Genomic DNA, 21,319 nt, shown 5'->3' on the forward strand with positions numbered 1-21,319 from the left:
GCGGGCCGTCCGCCGTGCCCGCCCTGCCGCGCGCTCCGCCGTGCCGGATCGGACACCGTTTTGCGCCCGGCCCGCCACGGGGCGACATGGACAGTCCGGATTCCTACTCCGTCGACCCCGGCGACATCGAGCCGATCGGCGCGATGATAGCGGTCGCGTTCACCGGTGCGGCGGTCGGGCTCGTCGGCGGCGCGCTGTCGTTCGTCTCCGCCGACCTCGGGCTCGCGCTGGTCGGGGTCGGCGTCGTCGTCGCGCTCTCCAGTCCGATCGCGTACGTTCGGATGAAGCGGCTGCGCGGCGAGTGACCCGAACGGACCGGAGCCGGCCGTAGCCCGCCGCCGAGCGGATCCCACACGATCGTTTATAAGTGAGTTCCATCGCATTTAAGCGGGGGCGCTATCTATCTGTTCGCATGTCATCGATCGAGCTCACATCGAGCCAGAAAAGCATCCTCACGGCCCTGATCAACCTGTACGGGGAACAGGAGGACGCCGTGAAAGGCGAGGCGATCGCCGAGGAGGTCGACCGCAACCCGGGGACGATCCGCAACCAGATGCAGAGCCTCAAGGCCCTCCAGCTGGTCGAGGGCGTCCCGGGGCCGAAGGGCGGCTACAAGCCCACCTCGAACGCCTACGAGGCGCTGGACATCCAGCGCATGGACGAGCCGGCCGACGTCCCGATCTACCACGAGGGCGAGCAGATCGAGGGAGTCAACGTCGACGGGATCGACCTCTCCAGCGTCCACCACCCCGAGCTGTGCCGCGCCGAGATCCACGTCCAGGGCTCTGTCCGCGACTTCCACGAGGGCGACTCCGTCACCGTCGGCCCGACGCCGCTCTCGAAGCTCGTCATCGATGGGACCGTCGACGGCAAAGACGACACCGCGAACGTCCTCATCCTGCGGATCGACGATATGCGCGCGCCCGACGAGCCGGCCGAGCACTGACGCCGGAGACCGCGTTCGCGTCGAGTTGTTCGCCGATTTCTCTCTCCCGAAAGAGCGGTCTGCGGAGAAACGGACCGAACGCGTAGCCGAGTCGCTACCGCGAGTTACCCCTACTCACATGTCGCCGAACGCGCTGACGCCGCGGCTCGCGGAGGAGACCTTGGCGATCCAGCGCGTGGCGATGGCCTTCTTCAGCAGCTTCGCGGGCTTGCCGCCGAACGTCCTGATCGGCATCCCCATCACGTCGTGAGCGACCGCGTCCTCACCGACGGAGATGACCGTCCCCTTGTCCTCGTGGGTCCACGAGCGGAGCGGCGCGCCGCGGGCGGCGCGCGCGAGGTTCGCCCCGGCGACCTCGGCGGCCTGCCAGGCGGCCTGCGCCGTCGGCGGCGCGACATCGTCGTCGCCCTGCTCGACGAGGGCGGTGTCGCCGATGGCGAACACGCGGTCGTCGCTGGTGGCGAAGTCGGAGCCGGCGTGGACGCGGTTCGAGCGCTCGTCCTTCTCGACCTCGACGTTCTCTAACTCCGGCTGGCCCGTGATACCGCCGGTCCAGATCAGCACGTCGTACGGGAGTTCCTCCGGCTCCTCGTCCTCGCCGCCGCCGAGGTAGACGGCCTCCTCGTCGGCCTCCGAGATGAAGTCGCCGGTGAGGATCTCCACGTCGGCGTCCTCCAGCCGCTGGCGCAGCGCGCCCTGGATCTGGGGGTCGTTGCCGGGGAAGACCTCGTCGAGGCCCTCGACCAGCTTGATCTCGATGGGCGCGCGGTGCTTGTCGCGGTACTCGGCGATCTCGCCGGCCGTCTGGATGCCCGAGAGGCCGGCACCGCCGACGATGACCTCGACGGGGTCGGAGCGGGTCGCCTCGGCGGCCGCCTCGCGGACGTCCTCGTGGATCGCCTTCGCGTCCTCGAGCCCCTTCAGCTGGTGGGCGTTCTCCTTCAGCCCCTCGATGCCGAAGAACGCCGTCGTGGAGCCGACGCCGAGGAGGAGGTAGTCGTAGTCGACGGTCGTCCCGTCGTCCGTCTCGACGACCCGCTCCGCGGTGTCGACGTCGACGACCCGGCCCTGAACGAAGTCGGACTGCGGCGACTTGATCTCGTCGACGGGGATCGTGATCTTGCCTTCGACCGCGGGGTTGCGGATCGCGCGGTGGACCTCGTGTAAGACGAGGTGGTAGTCGTGTTCGGAGATCCACGTGAGCTCCGCCTCGCCCTCGCCGACCTCGTCTTCGAACGCCTTCACCGCCCCTGCGCCGGCGTACCCGGAGCCGACGACCACGACCTGTGTACTCATGCGTGTCGCTCCGCGGCGCGCGGGTAAAGTCGCTTTGGAACGTCGTTGACGCCGCGGGGAGTGGATTCGAGGCCGCCGGACTGCGGGGGCGTCGGCTACAGCGAGAGCCCGGCGTGCCAGCGGTCGGCCCCCGCCTCGCGTTTCGCCTCGTCCATGCGCGCGAGCAGCTTCACCGCGAGGCTCGCGGTCTCCGCGGCGCGCGACTCGCCCTCCGTCCGGAACTCGCCGGTCACGCGGTTCGCGTACACCGAGCAGACCGCTCCCGCCCGGAGCCCGTACACGTTCGCGATGGTGAGGATCGCGGACGCCTCCATCTCGATGTTCTTCACGTTCGCGTCCCGCAGCTCCGCGACCAGTTCGTCGGACCCGGCGGCCTCGAACCCCTCGAAGCCGGGGCGGCCCTGCCCCGCGTAGAAGGAGTCGGCGCTCATCGTGACGCCGGTGTGGTAGTCGTGGCCCAGCCGCTCCGCGGCGGCGACCAGCGCGGAGACGACCTCGCCGTCGGCGCTCGCCGGGTAGTCCTCGCGGACGTACTCGTCGCTCGTCCCCTCCTGCCGGACCGCGCCGGTCGTGATCACCAGGTCGCCGACCGCCATCTCCGGCTGGATCGCGCCGCAGGACCCGACCCGGATGAACGTGTCGACGCCGACGCGCGCGAGTTCCTCGACGGCGATGGCCGCCGAGGGCGACCCGATCCCGGTGGAGGTGACGGAGATCGGGGCCCCGTCGTAGCTGCCGGTCGCGGTGCGGTACTCGCGGTGGCGCGCGACCTCCTCGTGGCCGTCCCACAGCGCCGTGATCTTGTCGACGCGCTCGGGGTTGCCGGGCAGGAGGACCGCGTCCGCGACGTCCTCGGGCGCGGCCTCGACGTGATAACCGGCCTCGTCGTTGGGGTCCTCGCTCTCGGCGTCGGACGCCGGGGAGTCGGCGGCGTGAGCGTCCGCGTCGGTCTCGTCTGTCATGTCCTCGCGGTTCGGGGAGGTATTTAAAAGTAGTTCCGGCTCGGGGCCGCCGCCGCCGCGGCTCGGGGGTCGGACCGACGCTTCGGTTCGCGGGGCCGAGTCGGCATATGCCAACCGTGCGTTCTTGTACGGATCCGTCCTACCGGCGGACATGCAGGCGTTCGATTTCACGGTCACCTACGAGGAGGGTGCCGACGACCTGATGGACGTGTTCATCGAGAACCCGGGGCTGTACTCCCGGACGGTCTCCTGTCACGCGACCGCCGAGACGATGTGGCGCGTCGACGAGGTGACGGGGCCGCCGGAGGCGCTCGCGGCGTACGACCGCCGGCTGGAACAGCTTCCCCGCTGTTCGAACCTCCGGGGGATGGGCGGGTGCGAACTCGACTGGGAGCACGAGGTGCTCGCCGAGCGGCGGACGAGCCGGCTCATCTACTCGAAGCAGTCGGAGGGGAAGGGGTGTCGGTCGATCCCGTACCTCGTGACGCGGCGGCTCGGCGACGGGGCGCTCTGTCGGGCGCAGCAGTACGGGAACGCCTACGAGTGGAGCGTGCTCGTCGACGACGACAGCGCCCTCAGCCCCGTCTACGAGGAGCTCGAAGCGAACCTCCGACCCGGCCTCGAACTGACGTTCGAGCGGGTCGACGGCTCCCCCGACTGGACGGCCGACCGGCCGGACGCCGACGACCTCCCCCCGGAGCAGCGCGACGCGCTCCGGGCCGCGATCGAACGCGGCTACTACGACACCCCGCGCCGGATGTCCCTTCAGGAGGTCGCGGAGGCGGAGGGGATTCCCGTCTCGACGCTCCAGTACCGCGTCTCGCGCGCCGAGGCGTGGCTCGCGAAGAACTACCTCGGCGGCCGCACCGACATCGCGACGGACCCCGCCGAGGTCGAGGAGAGCGCCACGTAGCCGGTCGGTTTCTCGTCTCGGCGTCTGTCGGTCTCTCGTCGCGGAATCCGCCGGTCTCTCGTCCCGGCGTCGGGTCGGTTGGAACGCGGCGAATCGGGTCGGTTGGAACATACCGAACGAACTCCCACGCTTCCGCGGCCCCGAGGAACGGGCGTCGACAATGCGACGAGGAACGAACGACGACGGCGGCGTGTCGCGACGGAACTACCTGACCGGCGGAGCGGCGGCGCTCTCGCTCTCGATGGCGGGCTGTATGGGGTCGATCGGCGGCGACGGCGGCGAGTCCGGCGGAAGCGACTCGGACGGGGGAAGCGGCTCGGGCGGACTCCTCCTTCGGGACGGGAGCGTCGTCTCCGTCGACCCCGACATCGGCGTGCTGGAGCGCGCGGACGTCTACGTCGAGGACGGCGAGATAGTCGAGGTCGCCGAGGGGATCGACGCCGACGGCGCGACGGTCGTCGACGCCTCGGAGTCGGTCGTCGCGCCCGGGTTCGTCAACACGCACCTCCACACGTGGCAGGCTGGCGTGCGCGGGATCGCGGGCGACTGGACGTTCACGGACTACCTCGAGATCATGCTCGGCGAGGTGAGCAGCCACTACGAGCCGGACGACGCCTACCTCGGGAACCTGTTCGGTGCCGCCGAACAGCTCAACGCCGGGACGACGACGATCCTCGACTGGTTCCACATCGCCAACTCCCCGGACCACTCCGACCGCGCGATCGACGGCTTAGAGGACGCGGGCATCCGCGCGGTGTTCACCCACGGCCCGCCGGGCGACGACGGCGCGAAGTGGTGGGAGGCGAGCACGGAACCGCACCCGGACGACATCGAGCGGCTCCACGACGAGCGGTTCCCCGTCGCCGACGACCGGATCACGCTCGCGATGGGGATCCGCGGCCCCGACTACGCCACCGAGGAGGTGGTCGAGGAGGACATCACCCGCGCCCGCGAGATGGGCATCCCCGCGTCGATGCACATCGGGTCGCTCGGCGGGGGCGGCGTCTACACCTTGGAGGAGCTGGGGCTGCTCGGCGACGACCTCAACTACGTCCACGCCAACCGGCTGGCCGACGAGGAGTTCGCGCTCATCGGCGACTCCGGCGGGTCGGTGTCGACCACGCCGGAGGTCGAACTCCAGATGGGGATGGGGACGCCGGTCCTCGGGAAGGCGGCGGACGCGGGCGCGGTCCCGTCGGTCGGCGTCGACATCGTCTCGAACGTCAGCGGCGACATGTTCACCCAGACCCGCATGGCGGTCGGCGTCCAGCGCGGGATCGACAATCGGCCGGTCGTCGAGCGCGGCGAGCAGACGACCGAGGTCTCCATCGACCCGCACCGGGCGCTGGAGATCGCGACGATCGAGGGGGCCCGGGCGCTCGGGCTGGAGGACCGCGTCGGCTCGATCACGCCGGGGAAGCGCGCCGACCTCGTCGTGATCGACGGCGGCGACGTCAACACGCTGCCGGTCAACAACCCGGTCGAGACGGTGGCGTTCCAGGCGGGCGTCGGGAACGTCGACACCGTGGTCGTCGACGGCGAGGTCGTGAAACGCGACGGGTCGCTCACGAACGACATCCTCGCCGAGGAGCGAGACGCCTTCGAGGCGTCCGCCGAGCGGGTCCTCTCGGAGAGCGGTCTCGCCGAGTGAGCCCGGAGTCCCTCGGGCGGGCCGGTCGGTAGTTCGCCGCAGGGCAGTCACCCCTCGTCGTCGCGAGGCGTCGGCTCGGGGTAATCCGACCCGGGTCGAACATATTCGGCGGCGTTGCCACGGCGTTGGAATCTGAGTCACGGTTGACCCTCCGAACCCCCTACCGTCGGCGGGAATGTCGAACCCGATCCCGCGGCGTCGGCCGCGCGCCGCCGTCCGCGGCGGGTCCGACGGCGGTCCCGTGACCCCGCCCACGGTGGCGGGTGACGACTCAGCTTCCACCATGAGCACCGACGACGAATCGATGTACACGACCGTAGACGAGGAGGACAGGCGGCTCCTGGAGGAGACCGAGTTCGACGCCGACCTCGGCGCGGAGATGGCCCGCGACGCCCAGCGGGTGGCCGCGGACGAGCTCTCCGAGGTCGAGTTCTACCGCCGGTACCACGACCGGATCCTCGAGGAGTTCGACGTCGACGACCGCGAGATCGAGATCCCCGACCCCGACGAGGTCGACGCCGAGGACGTGAACGCCGTCGACCGCGTCGAGGAGGCGTTCGGCGGGATCGGCGAGGCCCTGCGGAACGTCGGCGGCGACGGCGCGGAGTCGCGTCGCTCGGTGATGAAGAAGGGAGCCGCCGCGGCCGCGCTCGGGCTCAGCGGCCTCGGAACCGCGGGGGCGAGTTCGGGCGGCGACGGCGGTGCCGCCGGCGCTGCCGGCGACGAGGGCGAGGGCACCCGCTGGGGGATGACGATCAACCTCAACAACTGCGACGGGTGTCTCGCCTGTACGGTCGCGTGTAACGAGGAGCACAACCTCTCGCGCGGCGCGAACTGGATGTACGTCTTCTCGTTCGAGGACGAGGGACAGGGCGACGAGACGAACTTCCTGCCGCGCACCTGCCAGCACTGCACCGACTCGCCGTGTACGAAGGTGTGCCCGGTCGGTGCCCGACACACCCGCGAGGAGGACGGGCTCGTTCTCACCGACTACGACATCTGTATCGGCTGCCGGTACTGCGAGGTGTCGTGCCCGTACGGCGTCAACTACTTCCAGTGGGGCGAGCCGGACGTGCCCGAGTCGGAGGTCGACGACGACCACCAGATCGACGACCGCGGGCGGTGGGTCGGCTCCCGGCCGCCCGAGGGCGTGATGGGGAAGTGTACCTTCTGCGTCGACCGGCAGGACGGCCAGATGGGCGAGGAGAAGGTCGGAACCACCGCCTGCTCGGAGGCGTGCGCGATGGACGCGATCCACTTCGGCGACCTGAACGACCCGGAGAGCGACCCGAACCGACACCTCCGCGAGTACCGCGACGGACAGGAGAACGACACCTCCACCTACCAGAACCGCAAGGAGCACACGGTCTCGACCTTCAAGCTGATGGAGGAGCGAGGGACCGAGCCGAACGTCCGGTTCGTCGGCAACGAGCCGTCGCCCCACGCTGAACAGGTCGAGGGGCCGGTCGCCTACGAGGACGTCGGCCTCGTCGACGACCGCAAGGAGGTCCTCGATCAGGGCGCGGCCGCCAACGGAGGTGAAGAGGCGTGAGCGTCGACGTGACGGGCGTCGACCGCGACACGCTCGTCCGCCCGATCAAGACGTTCTCGAACCGCTACGTCGCGGCGCTGGCGCTGGCGCTCGGCCTGATCGGCGTCTGGCTGTTCTTCTACAGCCAGCAGCTCCGCAACGGCCTGATCGTCACCAACCTCGCCGACTGGGGCTCCGGCGGCGGCGTGCCGTGGGGGCTGTACATCGGCGCGTTCATCTGGTGGGTCGGGATCGCTCACGGGGGTATCATCCTGTCTGCCGCGGTGCGCTTACTGGGGATGGACACCTACCAGCCCGTCGCGCGGCTTGCGGAGCTTCTGACCATCGCCGCGCTGACCTGCGCGGGCATCTTCATCCTCATCCACGTCGGCCGACCGGACCGGCTGGTGACGAGCGTCCTGCCGGCGTGGCCGACCCGCGTCCAGTGGTCGCCGCTGATGTGGGACGTGACCGTCATCACGGCCTACTTCGTGTTGACGGCGACGTACCTCGCCCTGACGATGCGCTACGACGTCAACCGGCTCCGCGACCGGCTGCCGGACCGGCTCGAACCCCTGTACGCGGCGCTGACCGTGGGGTACACCCAGAAGGAGGACGAGGTCGTCGAGCGGATGGTCTGGTGGATCGCGTTCGCGATCATCATCATGGCACCGCTGTTACTCCACGGGGGCGTCATCCCGTGGCTGTTCTCGCTGCTGCCGTCGATGGCGGGCTGGGCCGGCGGCGTTCAGGGGCCGTCGTTCCTCTCCATCGCGCTGACCTCCGCGGTCGCGGGGATCATCATCATCGCGGCCGCGTTCCGGTACGCGTACGGCTGGGAGGAACTCATTCCCCGCGCCGTCTTCCAGGGGCTCGCCAAGTGGCTCGGGTTCTTCAGCCTGATCTTCCTGTGGCTCCAGCTTCAGCAGGTTATCACGGGGATCTTCGCGGCCCCGACCACGCTCCAGCACGCGACCGAGGTGAAGATCTCGACCCCGCTGTACTGGGTCGCGATCGGCCTCGTCGTCCTCGCGATGCTGTACGCGTTCGCGACGGCGCTGCGGCCCGACCTGTTCGACATTCGCGCGCTCGTCGGGATCTCCGTCGGCGTGCTCTTCGGGACGCTCACCGAGAAGGTGCTGTTCGTCGTGGAGGGGCTCCAGCACGCGCACTTCGCCCTGTACGAAGGGGTTCCCGGCCAGTACGTCCCCTCGCCGGTCGAGATCTCCGCCGTCCTCGGGACGATCGGCGTCGTCGTGCTGTTCTTCCTCGTCGTCTCGAAGGTGATCCCGGTCGTCGAACTCCACGCGATCGAGGACCACGAGGAGGTGGACGTATGACCGCGCTCGCCCCCCTCGCTGGGCTCCTCGCCGCGGTCGCCGCGTCGCCCGCGACGGTGCCGCTCGCCTCGTCGCCGGAGTACACGCTCCCGTTCGTGGGCCCGGGGACGTACCTGATCTTCGGGATCGTCCTCGCGCCGGTGTACGCGATGGTCGCGGCGTGGTTCGTCGGCGACCCGAGCGACCGGTTCGCGGGCCTGCTCGGCGTCGGCTACCTCGCCGGACTCACCACCGTGCTGTGGGGGAGCCTGTTCGTGGCGACGCTGATCATCGGGGCCGTGTTCTTCTGACGCGGCCCCTCGCGGTGGCAGGGTCTGAGAATCCGCGTTCCAACTAACTCTCGCTCGGCCGAACCTGACGCCGACGACCGGGATCGACATCGACAGCCGAGGTCGACGCCGCCGACCGAAACCGACGCCGCCGACCGAAACCGACCGCCGGACACCACGACGTCACACGCACGCATCCGCCATGACACTCACCGAACCCGAGCTGACCGACCGACTCGCCGCCGTCGAGGACCCGCTCAACGACGACGACATCGTCTCGATGGGGCTCGTCGACGACGTAACGATCAGCGACGGCACCGCTGAGGTGTCGCTCGCGTTCAACGCCCCGCACGCGCCGGCCGAGATGGAGATCGGCGACGCGGTCCGCGAGGCGGTCGAGGACGCCGGGCTCGATCCGGAGCTCCGCGCCGAGTTCCGCGAGGAGCACGGCCACGAGACCGACGCGCTCCCCGGCGTCCGCAACGTGATCGCGGTCGCCTCCGGGAAGGGCGGCGTCGGCAAGACGACGGTGGCCGCGAACCTCGCCGCCGGGCTCCGCGAGCGGGGCGCTCGCGTCGGCATCCTCGACGCCGACGTTCACGGCCCGAACGTCCCCCGGCTGCTGCCGACCGAGAACGAGCCCGGGGTCACGCCGAACGAGGAGATCGTACCGCCGGCCTCCGACGGCGTCCGCGTGATGAGCACCGACCACCTGATGCCCGACGGCGACCAGCCGGCGGTGCTGCGCGGGCCGATGGTGAACAACGTGATGATGAAGTTCGTCAACGAGGTGGAGTGGGGGCGGCTCGACTACCTCGTCGTCGACCTCCCGCCGGGGACCGGCGACGCGTCGCTGAACCTGCTCCAGTCGCTGCCCGTCGCGGGCGTCGTCATCGTCACGACGCCGCAGGAGATGGCGGTCGCCGACGCCCGCAAGGGGCTCCGCCTGTTCGACGAGCACGACGCGCCGGTCCTCGGCGTCGTCGAGAACATGAGCGCGTTCCGCTGTCCCGAGTGCGGCGACACCCACGCCGTCTTCGGCGAGGGCGGCGGCGACGAGATCCGCGACGACTACGGGGTGCCCGTCCTCTCGCGGCTCCCCGTCCACCCCGACTTCGACTCGGCGGGCTCGGACGGCCCGTCGGTGCGCGACGCGGACAGCCCCGTCCGGGAGGATCTCTTCGAGATGGTCGACTCCGTGGCGGACCGCGTCGGCGAGGTGAACCGCGAGCGGGTGGCGAGACGCGTCGGCGAGTGGGACGCGGAGAGCGGCGGAGAAAGCGAGGGTGGCGACGGACCGGCAGACGGCGAGGCGGTGTCCGCCGCAGAGTAGCGGGTGCGTCGTCGTCGGTTCGAGGTCGTCGGTTCGTCCCGATCTGCTCGATCCGGTTCGCTCGACCCGGTCGGTCGGCTCTCTTGAAATCCTCGGCAGATGGTAGGTTCTGCCCCGGTCGTGGTCGATACAGGTTTTCCTCAAGTATCATCGTGTTCGATAGCGGCGGCCATGACGACGTAAAATGGGAGTAAGACGAGAATCAGAAGAACGGGAACCATAATGAAACCAGCCGTCTGTCCCTCCGACTGGAATATCTGCGCGGCTAACAGGAACACGATTAGAGCGAGGAAAAATTCTGTTCGGTCCATAGCTTCACTAAAGAAGCGGGGAATATGACAATTATGTAGTTTCCATCGACCGACTGTTTCAGTTGAGAACGTCTGAATGGGAGGGTTCTAATAGACCCGTTCGGTTCTATCGGTCCGAGTCGGCGTCGCTCGCGCTCGCTTCCGCGTCGTCGAGCGTCCCCTCGGAGATGGTGTTCGGGAGCAGTTCGCCGAGCGTGTACTCCGTGACCGCGTCGCCGCCCTCGTCGCAGGCGACGACGAGGTCGTCGGCCGCGAACTCCGCGAGCGTCTGCCGGCACATCCCGCAGGGGGTGACGCCGTCGCGGACGCCCGAGGAGACCGCGATCCGCTCGAACTCGCGGTGGCCCTCTTTGACGGCCTCCGCGAGCGCGACCTCCTCGGCGTGGAGGCTGTTGGAGTAGTTCGCGTTCTCGATGTTACAGCCGGTGTAGACGGTGCCGTCGGCGGTGCGGAGGGCAGCGCCGACGCGGTACTCGGAGTACGGGACGTGGGCGGCGTCGAGGGCGTCGCGCGCCGCGGCGATCAGCTCGTCCATACCCGCAGGTGGCGCGGCGGGCCGTTAACTGTACTGTGTCGTTGATCGGTGAGTCGGCGGTGGACGGATCGGCGGAAATACGTCCACGCAGCCGGCTCGGAACGGTGACAGGGAGGCAGCTGAAACCGTGTCTCTCATCGGCACACCGTCACGACGGACACCTCCGAAGCCCCAGCCGGGAGGACTCGATGCGCTCGCTGTGGTCCTCACTCGGTCGCTGTCGCTCCCTCGTTGCGGTCCTTGCGTCGCGCGTCTTCGCCCTCCCGGCTGCCCCTTCGAGTCCCGCCCCGCACCGCGCAGCACCGCACCTCACGCCTCCCCAGCCTCGTCGCTGGCGGTCCTCGCTTCGCTCGACCGCCAGCGACTCCCTCGCACGTGCTGTCTCGCGGCCGCCGGTGGCGGCCGCTCGCAGGCGCGCGCCACGGCGTCTGGGGTTGGGAAAATCGTCGCGGGAGATCGGGTCAGCGGTCTCCGGTCCACGCCGAGAATCCGCCGTCGATGAGCGTCTCGGACTGCCGCGCGATGTACTCTCGTTGGGTGTCCTCGACCGCGGTCGCGAAGTCGTCGCCGTCGTCGAGGCGCTCGCGGACGCGGTCGCGCTTCCAGCTCGCCGGCGTCGTGCGGTTCGCGACGCGCCAGCGGAGCGGCGCGACCCACTCGGCCGCCTCGTCGGCGGCGCAACCGGCGGTCCGGAGCCCGGCCTCCGCGTGGTCGAGGAGGTCGTCGTACAGGGCGTCGATATCGGTCGTGCGCTCGCCGTCGTTGCCGATCCACTCCATGTCGGCGTCAAGCCCGTCCACGACCGCGGCGTAGAAGTTGTCGCGGGCGGTCTCCCAGTCGAGTCCGATGACGGGGTGTTCGTGCTGCGGGAGCGCCTGCATCAGCCCCGCGAACGCCCCCTGAAACGCGATGGAGTCGCGGACCGTGGGCTGGCCGGGAATCGGGCGGAACTCGATCCGCGCGTTCGCGGCGGAGCGGCTGGACCCCTCGAAGACGGGGCGGACCCACCGCCAGTAGCTGCCGTGTTTCGTCCGGAACGTCGCGAACGCGTCGTCGAAGCGGTCGCTGCCGCCGGGGTCGGGCATCGGGATCAGCGTCTCGTCGGCCGCGATGCGGTCGACCGCGGTCTCGACGTCGCGGAAGTCGCGCGGGAACCGGACCTTGTCGGCGTCGGTCCGGGCGTTGAGGACGGACTCGAACACGTGGATCCGGTTCGCGGTCGCGCCCTCGGCGAGGACGCGCTCGCCGTCCCAGTCGTCGTCGTACAGCTCCGGCGGGAAGAAGGGGGAGTTCGCGCCGAGCGCCAGCAGCGGGCCGGCGATCCGCAGCGCGTACCGGAAGTGCCGGGGCAGCGTCTCGGCGTGTGCCACCTGGTAGTGGGGCTGGATCGACGTGATGAGGCTCTCGGGCATCACCGTCTCGGCCGCCAGCGACACCCCCGGCGCGTCGAGGCGAACGGCCGGGTCTCCGTCCCCGGTGTTCGGGTCGGCGTCCGCCGAGTTCTCCGGACGGTCGTTGGCCATCGCGTGGTACCGCACCGCGTCGCTCATGTTGACCGCGACGACCACGCCGTCGACCTCGACGCTGTCCGTGAGGTACCCCTCGGCGGTCTCGCCCGCGGGCGGGACGGTCCAGAGCCCGTCGGAGACGAGCCGCATCCCCTCGACGCCCGCGGTGTTCTCCGCGGCCTCCAGCCGCGCCCGGACCTCGGCGAGCTGGGCGCGCAGGCCGTGGTCGGAGAGCGGCTGCGGGCTCGTCGACATCTCGGCGTTGTGGAGCCCCAGCTCCTTCTCGAAGCCCATCAGCTCCAGCAGGCGGCGCGGGACGCGCATGAGCGCGTACTCGCCCGCGCGCGACTCTTCGCTCCACCGCCCGTCGCCGACCGCGTAGAACTCGTACTCGAAGCCGACGATCGACTGGTGGTTGTCGAAGGAGCCGTCGCGGAGCTCCTGTTTGACGATCTCGGCCTCCTCGGCCGCGCGCTCGGCGAACGCCTCGGCGTCGACCGAAAGCGCCTCCCGGACCCCGTCGGCCAGCGCGGACTCGGTGGTCATGCGACCGGGGAAGGACCCGGCGAGGTAAAAAGGCCTCCGGCCGGAAGGCGGCCCGACCGCGGGACCAGGCCCGCGGCAGACCCGGTCCGACTACTGGTTCGCCGAGCGAGCGTCGAGCGCGACCGGGATCGACCGGCTCGCGACGTCGCCGGCGAACGCCTCGCCGTCGGCTTCCAGCAGGTCGAAGGTGTCGTAGTGGATCGGGACGACGAGGTCGGGACCCATCGCCTCGGCGAGGTCGGCCGACTCGCGCCGGTCCGCGACGATGCCGCCCCCGCCGATGTTCGCGAGGAAGACGGAGACGTCGAGCTCGGCGAACCCGTCGAGCGCGTCCGAGTCGCCGGGCCAGAAGACGGTACGGCCGCCGAGCGACAGCAGGAAGCCGCAGCCGAAGCCGGGCGGGTGCGCGACGGAGCCGTCGGCGTCGGCGTTCGGCCCTTCCGGGTCGTTGTGGGCGGGAACTGACCACACTCGCACCTCGCCGGCGGGCGTGTCGACGTCGACGCGGTCCTCCTCGCCGACGCGGACGATCTCGTAGTCGTCGGCGAGCGCGTCGATCGGCTCCACGTCGCGGTCGATGCCGGCGGGGTCGACCGCCTCGTAGATCACGAGCGTCGCGTCCTCGCTCGCGACCGACCGGATCCCGTCGCTGTCGTAGTGGTGGTCGTGGGTGACGACGACGAGGTCGCCGTCGCGCGCCCAGTAGTCGTCGAGGACGCCGTACCGGCCGGGGTCGGTGTAGGCGACCGGCCCGTCGTCGGTCGCTAACCGCGCCGTCGCGTAGCCGAGCCACTCCACCGCGAGTTCCTCGTAGCGGACCGTCATGTCACCGTCTGCGGCCGCGGACGCCTTGAGGGTGGCTATCGGTCCCCCTCGCCGATCACGACGAGGTCCCACGCGGCGGCGAGCGCGTCGTCGTCAAGCGAGCGCCCGAGCGCGTGTTCGGGCACCAGCGGCATCGGGACCGGAACGTACCCGGCGTCGCGCATCGCACCGAACCCGCCGACGGTCTCGACGACGGTCCCGTCGTCGCCCCGCCGGACGCGGAACCGCTTGTCGGCCGGGTCGCGGCGGTACGCGAACGGGAACACCTCGTCGGCCGGCGTCCGGAGGCTCTCGACGCCCGCGAGGACCGCGATGGGCGCGCCGTCGACCTCACAGACGAGCCGGGGGACCGCCGGCCGGCCGTCGTCGTCGACCGCGGCGGCGTCGACATCTGCGCCGGCCGCGACCGGCCCGGCGGGGGTGTCCGTCTCGCGCCACGCGAACGTCGGCTCGCCGAGGCCGTCGGCGCGGACGCAGGCGTAGCCGCCGCCGGAGACCGGGATCCGGTCCGGCCCGAGGTGGAACGTCCGGCGGCCGTCGCGTCTGGCGGCGAGCAGCGGCGGGTCGGCGAGGAGGTCGCGCACGGCGGCCGCGGTGTCGGCGTCGCGGACGGCGAACAGGACGCGGCGGTCGCGGTCGAGCGCGTGGCCCAGCCGCGAGGTGATAACGACGGGCGTCGCGTCGTCCGCGGCGAGCGGCTCCACCGCGACCCGGTCGTCGCCGCGGGTCGCGACCGCGGGCGGTTCCGCGCCCGACTCCGGACGGGACACGTCGAACCCCTCCGCGGCGAGCCGAGCGGCGGCCGCGTCTGCGAGGTCGCGCCGCGTCGCGTCGCCGAGGGGGCCTACCATGTCCGACCGTAGGGCCCGGAGCGTGAAGGGGTTTCGCGTGGCGGAACGCCGGCCGTCGGCCTCCGTCCGGGACCCCGTCCACTCGGCCGGATCAGTCGTCGCCGGCGAGTCGGCGGACGCGGGCGAGGGAGTCGGCGTCGTCGACGGACTTGTCCTCGCGGACGCCGACGAACCGGGGGAACCGGAGGGCGTAGCCGGCCGAGTAGGTCGGCGAGGTCTGGATCTCCTCGTAGCCGACCTCGACCACGAGTTCCGGGTCGAACGCGACAGTCGTCCCCGACTCGCCGACGACGTGGGGTTCCAGCCGCTCCGTGAGGTCCGCGAGCGCCTCGTCCGTGATCCCCGTCGCCACCTTCCCGACCGTGGCGTACCCCGGGGGGACGAGGTCCGCCGCGTCGTCGGGGTCGTCGCGGTCCGGGGCGTCGCCCGCCCCGCCCTCGTCGCGGACGGCGAGCAGGAACGTGCCGAACAGCTCCGCGCGGCGTCCCTCGCCCCACTCCGCGCCGACGACGACCGCGTCGAGCGTCTCCACGTCCGGCTTGCGTTTCAGCCAGTCGCGCCCGCGGTCGCCCGGGGTGTACGCCGCCTCGGGGTTCTTCAGCATGACGCCCTCGTGGCCCGCGTCGAGGGCGTCGCGCTCCGCGGCCGCGATCGCGTCCGGGTCGTCCGCGAGCGCGAGGTCCGCAGCCGCGTCGCCGAGGACTGCCCGGAGCCGGTCGTGGCGGACGCGGAGGGACTCGTCCAGCAGGTCGTCGCCGTCGGCGTGGAGGCAGTCGAAGGCGTGGAGCCGCAGCGAGACGGTCTCGCGCATCCGGTCGACGTCGTGTTTCCGGCGGAAGCGCCGGAGCACTTCTTGGAACGGGAGCGGGTCGCCCGCGTCGTCGACCGCGACGACCTCGCCGTCCAAGATGACCGGGACGTCGACGCGGTCGGCGACGTACTCGACGATCTCCGGGAGCGCCTCGGTCACGTCGTCCATGTTCCGCGAGTAGAGCCGCGGGCCGAGGCCCTCCCCGTCCCCCGAGTTCCCGCCGTCGGGCGCGTAGTGGACCTGAACGCGCGCGCCGTCGAACTTCGTCTCGACGGCGACCTCGCCGAACGAGTCGACCGCGTCGGTCGCGGTGCCCGCCTGCGCGAGCATCGCCTGAACGGGCCGGCCGACGCGGAGCGACTCCGCGCGCAGCCCCTCGGTCCCCTCGTCGCGGGCGCGGACCGCGACCCGGCCGTAGTCGTTGGTCACCTGAAGCGCGCGTTCGACGGCGGCGATCGCCTCGTCGCTCGCGCGGAGCGCGAGGTCATTGCTCTCCGAGTCGGCGGCCTCGAAGGCGTCCTCGCCGTCGGCGTCGGGGGCGTCGTCTCCCTCGCCGTCCCGTTCCGGGTCGGGCGCGAGGAACGCCTCCGCGACCGCGTCCCGGATCGTCCCCTCGCCGACGCCGAGTCGCATCTCGCCGAGGACGAGTCGGGCGAGGAACGCCGCCTCGCTCGGCGAACACCGGGTGAACAGTCCGAACAGCGCGTCCCGCTTCCGCGACTCGCTGCCGTCGCCGCTCTCGGCCGCGAGGTCGCGGAGCGCCTCGTCGACCGCCGCGACGGTGAGCGCGTCGCGGCCGCCGCCGAACGCGGCGAGGCCCCGCTGGCCGCCGAGGTCGTACGCGGCCGCGACGGAACCGATCTCGCCGCGCTCCGCGAGGCGGTCCTCGACGTCGCTCGCCGAGACGTTCGGGCCGGCGGCGCGGGCGATCGCCTCCCGGCAGAGCGCGGGCCCGATGTCGAGGGTGCGCGTGTCGTGTGCGGGGAAGACGCGGCCGAGCAGGAAGCGGGTGACGACCGGGAGGTCGTCGCCCGATCCGTCGGTGTCGGTGTCAGCCGCGGCGTCGGCGTCTCCTGCGACGTCGGCGTCTCCCGCGGAGCCGGCGTCGACGAGCAGGTCGGCCGCCGCGAGCGTCGTCTCGATGTCGCCGTCGATCGCGGCCAGCCGGTCCGCCCGTTCCGCCAGCGCGGCGAATTCCATACGCGTCGGGTCGGCGGCCGGCGGGCAAAAGCGACCCGATGCGCGCGCCGGTCGGGGCCGGCGGCGGGGTTCGGATCCGCGGCGGGGAACCGCTTTTCACCTCCGCCGCCGTATGCCCGGACATGTACGTCCGCGACGCCAAAAACCGTGACGAGGCGTGGTTGTTGGACGCGATCGAGCAGTTGGGGCTCGACGACGTCGCCTTCCGGTCGCGGGACTACGTGATCGCGGTCGACGAGGAGTCGAACGACCGGGCCGGCTTCGGGCGGCTCCGGCTTCACCGCGGCGACGACGGCGAGGAGAACCGGATCGAGCTGACGGGCATCGGCGTCCTGCCGGAGTGGCGCGACCGCGGGGTCGGGGCGCACGTCGTCGAGCGCCTCGTCGACACCGCGGCCGCGGACGGCTTCGAGACGGTGTACGTGCTCACCGACCAGCCGGAGTACCTGACGCAGTTCGGCTTCGAGCGCGTCGACACGGACGACCTCCCGCCCGCGCTCTCCGACCGCCTCACCGAGAAGCGGGAGTTCCTCGGCGGCGGGGTCGTCGGACTCCGACTCGCGGTCGACGACTTCGAGATGCCGTCCCGGTTCCGCCGGGCGTTCAAAGAGGCCGAGCCCACCGGCGGCGACGAGCCGGAGGAGTCCGCCGAGGACTTCGGGATCGACCCCGACTCGGCGACCTACAAGTACGACACCGGGCGCTGACAGACCCGGCTCGTTCTCTGTTCTGAGGCTTTCCATCCATCCGCGGTGGCGCGTGCCTGCGAGGCCGCCTTGCGGCCGAGCAGCACGCGCGAGGGAGTCGGTCGCCGAGCGAAGCGACGGCGACCGACGAGGCTGGGGAGGCGTGAGGCCGCGGTGCTGTACAGGGCGGGACTCGAAGGGGCAGTCGCGAGGGGGGCGCAGGCGAAGTAAGCACCGCAGGAGCGAGTGAAACGAGCGACGAGGAGCGCAGCGAGCGTGCGCCTCCCCCCCCTCCCCCCCCCCGACTGGGGCTTCAGTGGTGTGCGCGTCGACCGAAGCACCATCAATAAAATCAACTCCGTACAGTCGAGCGTCCGGGGCTCCGGGGGCCTCGGTCGATGTGTCGGTCACAACGGCGCACAGTCCAGCGTTTCGAACGTCTCAGAACACTCCACTCACTAATCGGTCGAAGAACGCGTATGAATGGTGGACAGGCGGGGGAGCCCGGCGTTCCGTCACGGGGTATCCCGATTGCCTCCTCCACCCCGCGACCCGACGAGCGACGGGCGTCCGGCGGTGGGCTGCTCGCTTCCGCGCCTGACCCGGTGTCGCCGACGAACCGCGACGGACCGCTCCTGCGAGCGGGCGTCGCGGACCGCTGTCCCCGGCGGACGAGGCTTCCACGTTGGCTCTCGGGGCCCGTGCCGGTCTGACCGGACGTGCCCGCTGTTCGGTCCCCGCTAAAGACTGCCTCACGGGTTACGAGCGGGGCCTAACCGCCCGACCTAGTCCGTTCGACGATATTCGGGTCCGGCATAAGGGCCTTTCGTTCGGCGGCCGCGAGGTTACGACAACACGACCCGGGCGTACGCCGCCGCGGAGAGCGGCAGGGGGATCGACAGCGCGACGACGGCGGGCGCGTGCCACACCAGCCAGAGGTTGTCGCGGAACACCGGGCTCGGCTCGACCGCCGCCGCCCAGCTCGCCGCGCTCAGGGTGGTCGCGAACGCGAGGACGACCGCCACGCCGGCGAGCGTTCCGGGGTCGACGTTCCCCTGCTCGACGGAGGCGATGACGACCGCGCTCAACAGCGCGAACAGCGTGATTCCGCCCCAGCCGACGACGCCGGACGCGTAGTACGTCGCCAGCTGCGAGGCGTACTCCGGTCCCGAGATGACCGCGTACGGCGCGACGAGCGCGACGACGGTGACGACGGCGGCGGCGATTCCGACCCGGCGCGAGACGGCGCGGAGGTCCATACTCGCACTCGGAGTCGAGCCGCGGTAAAAGGACCGGATCGGACGCACCGACAGCGCCGCGACGACCCGGACCGTTCCCGTAGCGTTTTGCCCCGGCGGCCCCCACACCGGAACATGTCACTCGACGTCGACCCGCCGGACCCCCCCGAACTCGCCGCCGTCGACCCGAACGAGTACGAGGACGCCGAGGTCTCGGGCGGCGAGTACCGCCGCGACGAGCTGGAGGCGTTCCTCCGCGAGGGCGCGTGGGAGGAGGCGTTCGACGAGTGGGCCGCCGGCAGCGACGTGGACGAGGCGGACTGGCGGATCGCCGTCGACCTCGGGTTAGTCTCCCGGTTCGACTTCTTCTGGGACGACTTCGCCGACCGCGTCGGCTACCACGCGCCCGGACTGCCGGAGGACTGGAAGGAGCGCGACCTCCACCCCGAGCTGGACTCGTGGGGGACCGTCTCCGCCATCAACGCCGGGCTCACGGAGCTCGGTCAGATCGTCTGCGAGACGCTCAAAACGGAGTACATCGACTGGGAGGCCGACTTCGACGCGCCGGACGACCTCCCGGACTTCGAGGCGTAGCGGGCGGCGAGGACGCCCCCGCTCGCACTCGCAGTCCCCTCAGTGCCCCCAGAGGTTCCCGTCCGGGTCGTAGCGCGCGTCCATGATCCGGTCCCACTGCTCGCCGGAGAGGTCGAGGTCGACCGCGGCGACGTTCTCGTCGAGCTGGTCAACCGTCCGCGCGCCGACGATCGGGACGCAGGTGAACTCGTCCCACTCGGTGAGCCACGCGAGCGCGACCTGCGCGGGCGTGGCGTCGAGCTCGTCGGCGACCTCGCGGACCGCGTCGAGCACCTTCCAGCCGCGCTCCGAGAGGTAGAAGCGCTCGAACCGGTCGTCGAAGCTCGCGCGGGACCCGTCGGGCGCGATCACCTGCTCGGGGTCGTCCGGGTCGGCGCGCTCGTACTTCCCGGTGAGGAACCCGCCGGCGAGCGGGGAGTACGGGCAGACGGCCAGGTCCTGGTCGATACAGACGTCGAGGTACTCGCGCACGTCCTCGTAGTAGCCCGCGTGGTGGAGCGGCTGGACCACGTCGAAGGCGGCGTAGTCGTTGACGTCGGCGGTCCACTGCGCCTTCGTCAGCCGCCAGGCCGCCATCGTCGACGCGCCGAGGTGGTGGACCTTCCCCTCAGAGACGAGCTCGTCGAGGACGCGCATCGTCTCCTCGATCGGGGTCTCGTCGTCCCAGCGGTGGATGTAGTAGACGTCGAGGTAGTCCGTGTCGAGGCGATCGAGCGTCCCCTCGACCTGCGCGCGGATGTGCTTCCGCCCCAGCCCGGAGTCGTTCGGGCCGGGTTCGCCGCGGCCGTCGAACGGGAAGTACACCTTCGAGGCGATCACGTAGTCCTCGCGGTCGCGCTCGGCGAGCCACTCGCCGATGTACTCCTCGCTCGTCCCGTGGGGCGTCCCGTAGACGTTGGCCGTGTCGATGAAGTTGATCCCGCGCTCCGCGGCCGCGTCGAGCAGTTCGTGGGCCTCCTCGCGGCCCGTCTCGACGACGCCGTTCGTCTCGCGTCCGAACCGCCACGTCCCCAGACACAGCTCCGAGACGCTGAGCCCGGTGTTCCCGAGTCGCCGGTAGTCCATGCCGGCACGTCTCTGGGCGGGCAGGTAAAGCGTGACGGCACCGGCGGGCGGCGCGGCGGGGATCGGAGGGCCCAGCCGGGTCCGGCGGCTACCCGAAGTTCTCGACCTTCGCGGCGTCCGCGTCGCCGCCGGCGGCGTCGATGGCGGCCTCCGCGTCCGCGACGAGGTCGGCGAACCCGTAGACGAACGCCGTCTCGCCGTCCACGCCCGTGAGCACGTCGGCGACGGCGTCGGTGAGCGCCTCGTCCGCGCCGAGGAGGTGGACCGCGGCACCCCGCTCGCGGAGGGCCTCTACCCGGTCGGCGTGGGCGACGTCGTTGTCGCGGTAGACGACCGCGGCCTCGGCCCCCTCGTCGAGCGCGCGCTCGGCGATGGCGACCGCGGGACCGATCCCGGGACCGCCGGCGATCACGACCGCGCGCGCCTCGCCGTCGTAGTGCTGGTCGCCGTAGGGGCCGGAGAGGGTCATCTCGGTGCCGGCCTCGGCGTTCGCGAGGAACGCCGAGAAGTCGCCGCCCTCGTCGGGGTCGATCCCGACCGTGACCTCGAACGCGTCGTCCACGTGGGGCGACGAGAGGGTGTAGAAGCGGGCCACCGACTCGCCGTCTATCTCGGTGCCGAGCTTCACGAACTGTCCGGGCTCGGCCGCGACCCCGTCTGGCGCGCGGAACCGGAGGGCGTACGTGTCGGGGCCGACCGACTCGACCGACTCGACCGTCGCTGTCGTGTCCATACACTGGATCGGCGGGCGAGACACAAACCCCTTCCCGTCGGCGTCGGTCCTGCCCGTGCCGAAACCGATCCGACCCACCGACCCCCGACCCACCCACCCGCGGCCGATCACCGGGGTGATGTGTTCGACGTTCGTCGAAAACCGGTCCGACGCGAAGGGACGATCGTGAGGAAAG

General features: G+C 71.1%; 20 protein-coding genes and 1 other RNA gene. 10 read left to right on the plus strand and 11 right to left on the minus strand.

Going from position 1 to position 21,319, the window contains the following annotated elements:
* The first annotated feature begins 86 nt into the window (after window positions 1-86).
* On the plus strand, window positions 87-305 hold the full coding sequence (locus tag NAF06_RS01600; RefSeq protein WP_008581503.1) for a hypothetical protein: 219 nt from the start codon (window positions 87-89) through the stop codon (window positions 303-305).
* Between the two features lie 107 nt (window positions 306-412).
* Window positions 413-946, plus strand: coding sequence for an Rrf2 family transcriptional regulator (locus tag NAF06_RS01605; protein WP_006628882.1), 534 nt, complete (start codon window positions 413-415; stop codon window positions 944-946).
* Between the two features lie 114 nt (window positions 947-1,060).
* Here NAF06_RS01605 and NAF06_RS01610 read toward each other — a convergent pair whose 3' ends face one another.
* Window positions 1,061-2,242 (minus strand): NAD(P)/FAD-dependent oxidoreductase, encoded by a 1,182-nt coding sequence (locus NAF06_RS01610; protein WP_008581505.1) that lies wholly within the window; start codon window positions 2,240-2,242, stop codon window positions 1,061-1,063.
* A 95-nt stretch (window positions 2,243-2,337) separates the two neighbouring features.
* A complete protein-coding gene (locus NAF06_RS01615) occupies window positions 2,338-3,204 on the minus strand; it encodes a nucleoside phosphorylase (protein WP_008581507.1) in 867 nt (288 codons plus the stop codon).
* Between the two features lie 151 nt (window positions 3,205-3,355).
* Here NAF06_RS01615 and NAF06_RS01620 point away from each other — a divergent pair, with 151 nt between their 5' ends.
* The 6 genes from NAF06_RS01620 (at window position 3,356) to NAF06_RS01645 (ending at window position 10,241) form a co-directional block, all read left to right on the plus strand.
* Window positions 3,356-4,117 carry a helix-turn-helix domain-containing protein gene (locus NAF06_RS01620; RefSeq protein ID WP_008581518.1) on the plus strand — a complete coding sequence of 254 codons (762 nt, stop codon included), beginning with the start codon at window positions 3,356-3,358 and terminating at the stop codon, window positions 4,115-4,117.
* Between the two features lie 160 nt (window positions 4,118-4,277).
* Entirely contained in the window at window positions 4,278-5,768 is a 1,491-nt protein-coding gene (locus NAF06_RS01625) for an amidohydrolase family protein (RefSeq protein WP_008581519.1), read from the plus strand.
* Between the two features lie 283 nt (window positions 5,769-6,051).
* Window positions 6,052-7,320, plus strand: a complete 1,269-nt coding sequence (locus NAF06_RS01630; protein ID WP_080507132.1) for a 4Fe-4S ferredoxin N-terminal domain-containing protein — start codon at window positions 6,052-6,054, stop codon at window positions 7,318-7,320.
* Window positions 7,317-8,639, plus strand: coding sequence for an NrfD/PsrC family molybdoenzyme membrane anchor subunit (gene nrfD / locus NAF06_RS01635; protein ID WP_008581521.1), 1,323 nt, complete (start codon window positions 7,317-7,319; stop codon window positions 8,637-8,639). Before NAF06_RS01630 ends, nrfD begins: the two co-directional genes overlap by 4 nt.
* The gene (locus NAF06_RS01640; protein ID WP_008581522.1) at window positions 8,636-8,929 is read left to right on the plus strand and encodes a hypothetical protein; all 294 of its coding nucleotides are present in this window, start codon (window positions 8,636-8,638) and stop codon (window positions 8,927-8,929) included. Before nrfD ends, NAF06_RS01640 begins: the two co-directional genes overlap by 4 nt.
* Window positions 8,930-9,110: 181 nt before the next feature.
* On the plus strand, window positions 9,111-10,241 hold the full coding sequence (locus tag NAF06_RS01645; RefSeq protein ID WP_008581523.1) for an Mrp/NBP35 family ATP-binding protein: 1,131 nt from the start codon (window positions 9,111-9,113) through the stop codon (window positions 10,239-10,241).
* Window positions 10,242-10,658: 417 nt separating this feature from the next.
* Here NAF06_RS01645 and cdd read toward each other — a convergent pair whose 3' ends face one another.
* From cdd to ligA, 5 genes are all read right to left on the minus strand, one after another.
* Window positions 10,659-11,087, minus strand: coding sequence for a cytidine deaminase (gene cdd, locus NAF06_RS01650; protein WP_008581525.1), 429 nt, complete (start codon window positions 11,085-11,087; stop codon window positions 10,659-10,661).
* Window positions 11,088-11,548: 461 nt separating this feature from the next.
* The gene (locus tag NAF06_RS01655; RefSeq protein ID WP_008581526.1) at window positions 11,549-13,141 is read right to left on the minus strand and encodes a glutamate-cysteine ligase family protein; all 1,593 of its coding nucleotides are present in this window, start codon (window positions 13,139-13,141) and stop codon (window positions 11,549-11,551) included.
* A gap of 90 nt (window positions 13,142-13,231) precedes the next feature.
* The gene (locus NAF06_RS01660) at window positions 13,232-13,966 is read right to left on the minus strand and encodes an MBL fold metallo-hydrolase (RefSeq protein ID WP_008581527.1); all 735 of its coding nucleotides are present in this window, start codon (window positions 13,964-13,966) and stop codon (window positions 13,232-13,234) included.
* Window positions 13,967-14,001: 35 nt separating this feature from the next.
* Window positions 14,002-14,817, minus strand: coding sequence for a hypothetical protein (locus NAF06_RS01665; protein ID WP_008581531.1), 816 nt, complete (start codon window positions 14,815-14,817; stop codon window positions 14,002-14,004).
* Between the two features lie 91 nt (window positions 14,818-14,908).
* Window positions 14,909-16,828, minus strand: a complete 1,920-nt coding sequence (ligA, locus tag NAF06_RS01670; RefSeq protein ID WP_008581533.1) for an ATP-dependent DNA ligase LigA — start codon at window positions 16,826-16,828, stop codon at window positions 14,909-14,911.
* Window positions 16,829-16,950: 122 nt separating this feature from the next.
* Between ligA and NAF06_RS01675 the strand changes: the two genes are divergently transcribed.
* Window positions 16,951-17,535: a GNAT family N-acetyltransferase gene (locus NAF06_RS01675; protein WP_008581535.1), complete on the plus strand. Its 585-nt coding sequence runs from the start codon at window positions 16,951-16,953 to the stop codon at window positions 17,533-17,535.
* Window positions 17,536-17,998: 463 nt separating this feature from the next.
* On the opposite strand, the gene ffs is transcribed toward NAF06_RS01675, so the two are convergent.
* Window positions 17,999-18,310, minus strand: an RNA gene (gene ffs / locus NAF06_RS01680) — signal recognition particle sRNA.
* 49 nt (window positions 18,311-18,359) lie between these two features.
* Complete coding sequence (locus NAF06_RS01685; RefSeq protein WP_008581550.1) at window positions 18,360-18,773, minus strand: DUF7548 family protein; 414 nt, start codon at window positions 18,771-18,773, stop codon at window positions 18,360-18,362.
* 114 nt (window positions 18,774-18,887) lie between these two features.
* Between NAF06_RS01685 and NAF06_RS01690 the strand changes: the two genes are divergently transcribed.
* Window positions 18,888-19,346 (plus strand): DUF7992 family protein, encoded by a 459-nt coding sequence (locus NAF06_RS01690; RefSeq protein ID WP_008581551.1) that lies wholly within the window; start codon window positions 18,888-18,890, stop codon window positions 19,344-19,346.
* A gap of 39 nt (window positions 19,347-19,385) precedes the next feature.
* On the opposite strand, the gene NAF06_RS01695 is transcribed toward NAF06_RS01690, so the two are convergent.
* Window positions 19,386-20,411 carry an aldo/keto reductase gene (locus NAF06_RS01695; protein WP_008581554.1) on the minus strand — a complete coding sequence of 342 codons (1,026 nt, stop codon included), beginning with the start codon at window positions 20,409-20,411 and terminating at the stop codon, window positions 19,386-19,388.
* Between the two features lie 88 nt (window positions 20,412-20,499).
* Window positions 20,500-21,144, minus strand: a complete 645-nt coding sequence (locus NAF06_RS01700; protein WP_008581556.1) for an FAD-dependent oxidoreductase — start codon at window positions 21,142-21,144, stop codon at window positions 20,500-20,502.
* Between the last annotated feature and the right edge of the window lie 175 nt (window positions 21,145-21,319).

It is taken from the genome of Halorubrum hochsteinianum, from assembly GCF_023702125.1.
Taxonomy (GTDB): Archaea; Halobacteriota; Halobacteria; order Halobacteriales; family Haloferacaceae; genus Halorubrum; species Halorubrum hochsteinianum.

Coding starts and splice junctions, on each gene's coding strand:
- NAF06_RS01600 (WP_008581503.1), top strand. CDS start 87: ATGGACAGTCCGGATTCCTACTCCGTCGACCCCGGCGACATCGAGCCG.
- NAF06_RS01605 (WP_006628882.1), top strand. CDS start 413: ATGTCATCGATCGAGCTCACATCGAGCCAGAAAAGCATCCTCACGGCC.
- NAF06_RS01610 (WP_008581505.1), bottom strand. CDS start 2,242: ATGAGTACACAGGTCGTGGTCGTCGGCTCCGGGTACGCCGGCGCAGGG.
- NAF06_RS01615 (WP_008581507.1), bottom strand. CDS start 3,204: ATGACAGACGAGACCGACGCGGACGCTCACGCCGCCGACTCCCCGGCG.
- NAF06_RS01620 (WP_008581518.1), top strand. CDS start 3,356: ATGCAGGCGTTCGATTTCACGGTCACCTACGAGGAGGGTGCCGACGAC.
- NAF06_RS01625 (WP_008581519.1), top strand. CDS start 4,278: ATGCGACGAGGAACGAACGACGACGGCGGCGTGTCGCGACGGAACTAC.
- NAF06_RS01630 (WP_080507132.1), top strand. CDS start 6,052: ATGAGCACCGACGACGAATCGATGTACACGACCGTAGACGAGGAGGAC.
- NAF06_RS01640 (WP_008581522.1), top strand. CDS start 8,636: ATGACCGCGCTCGCCCCCCTCGCTGGGCTCCTCGCCGCGGTCGCCGCG.
- NAF06_RS01645 (WP_008581523.1), top strand. CDS start 9,111: ATGACACTCACCGAACCCGAGCTGACCGACCGACTCGCCGCCGTCGAG.
- cdd (WP_008581525.1), bottom strand. CDS start 11,087: ATGGACGAGCTGATCGCCGCGGCGCGCGACGCCCTCGACGCCGCCCAC.
- NAF06_RS01655 (WP_008581526.1), bottom strand. CDS start 13,141: ATGACCACCGAGTCCGCGCTGGCCGACGGGGTCCGGGAGGCGCTTTCG.
- NAF06_RS01660 (WP_008581527.1), bottom strand. CDS start 13,966: ATGACGGTCCGCTACGAGGAACTCGCGGTGGAGTGGCTCGGCTACGCG.
- NAF06_RS01665 (WP_008581531.1), bottom strand. CDS start 14,817: ATGGTAGGCCCCCTCGGCGACGCGACGCGGCGCGACCTCGCAGACGCG.
- ligA (WP_008581533.1), bottom strand. CDS start 16,828: ATGGAATTCGCCGCGCTGGCGGAACGGGCGGACCGGCTGGCCGCGATC.
- NAF06_RS01675 (WP_008581535.1), top strand. CDS start 16,951: ATGTACGTCCGCGACGCCAAAAACCGTGACGAGGCGTGGTTGTTGGAC.
- NAF06_RS01685 (WP_008581550.1), bottom strand. CDS start 18,773: ATGGACCTCCGCGCCGTCTCGCGCCGGGTCGGAATCGCCGCCGCCGTC.
- NAF06_RS01690 (WP_008581551.1), top strand. CDS start 18,888: ATGTCACTCGACGTCGACCCGCCGGACCCCCCCGAACTCGCCGCCGTC.
- NAF06_RS01695 (WP_008581554.1), bottom strand. CDS start 20,411: ATGGACTACCGGCGACTCGGGAACACCGGGCTCAGCGTCTCGGAGCTG.
- NAF06_RS01700 (WP_008581556.1), bottom strand. CDS start 21,144: ATGGACACGACAGCGACGGTCGAGTCGGTCGAGTCGGTCGGCCCCGAC.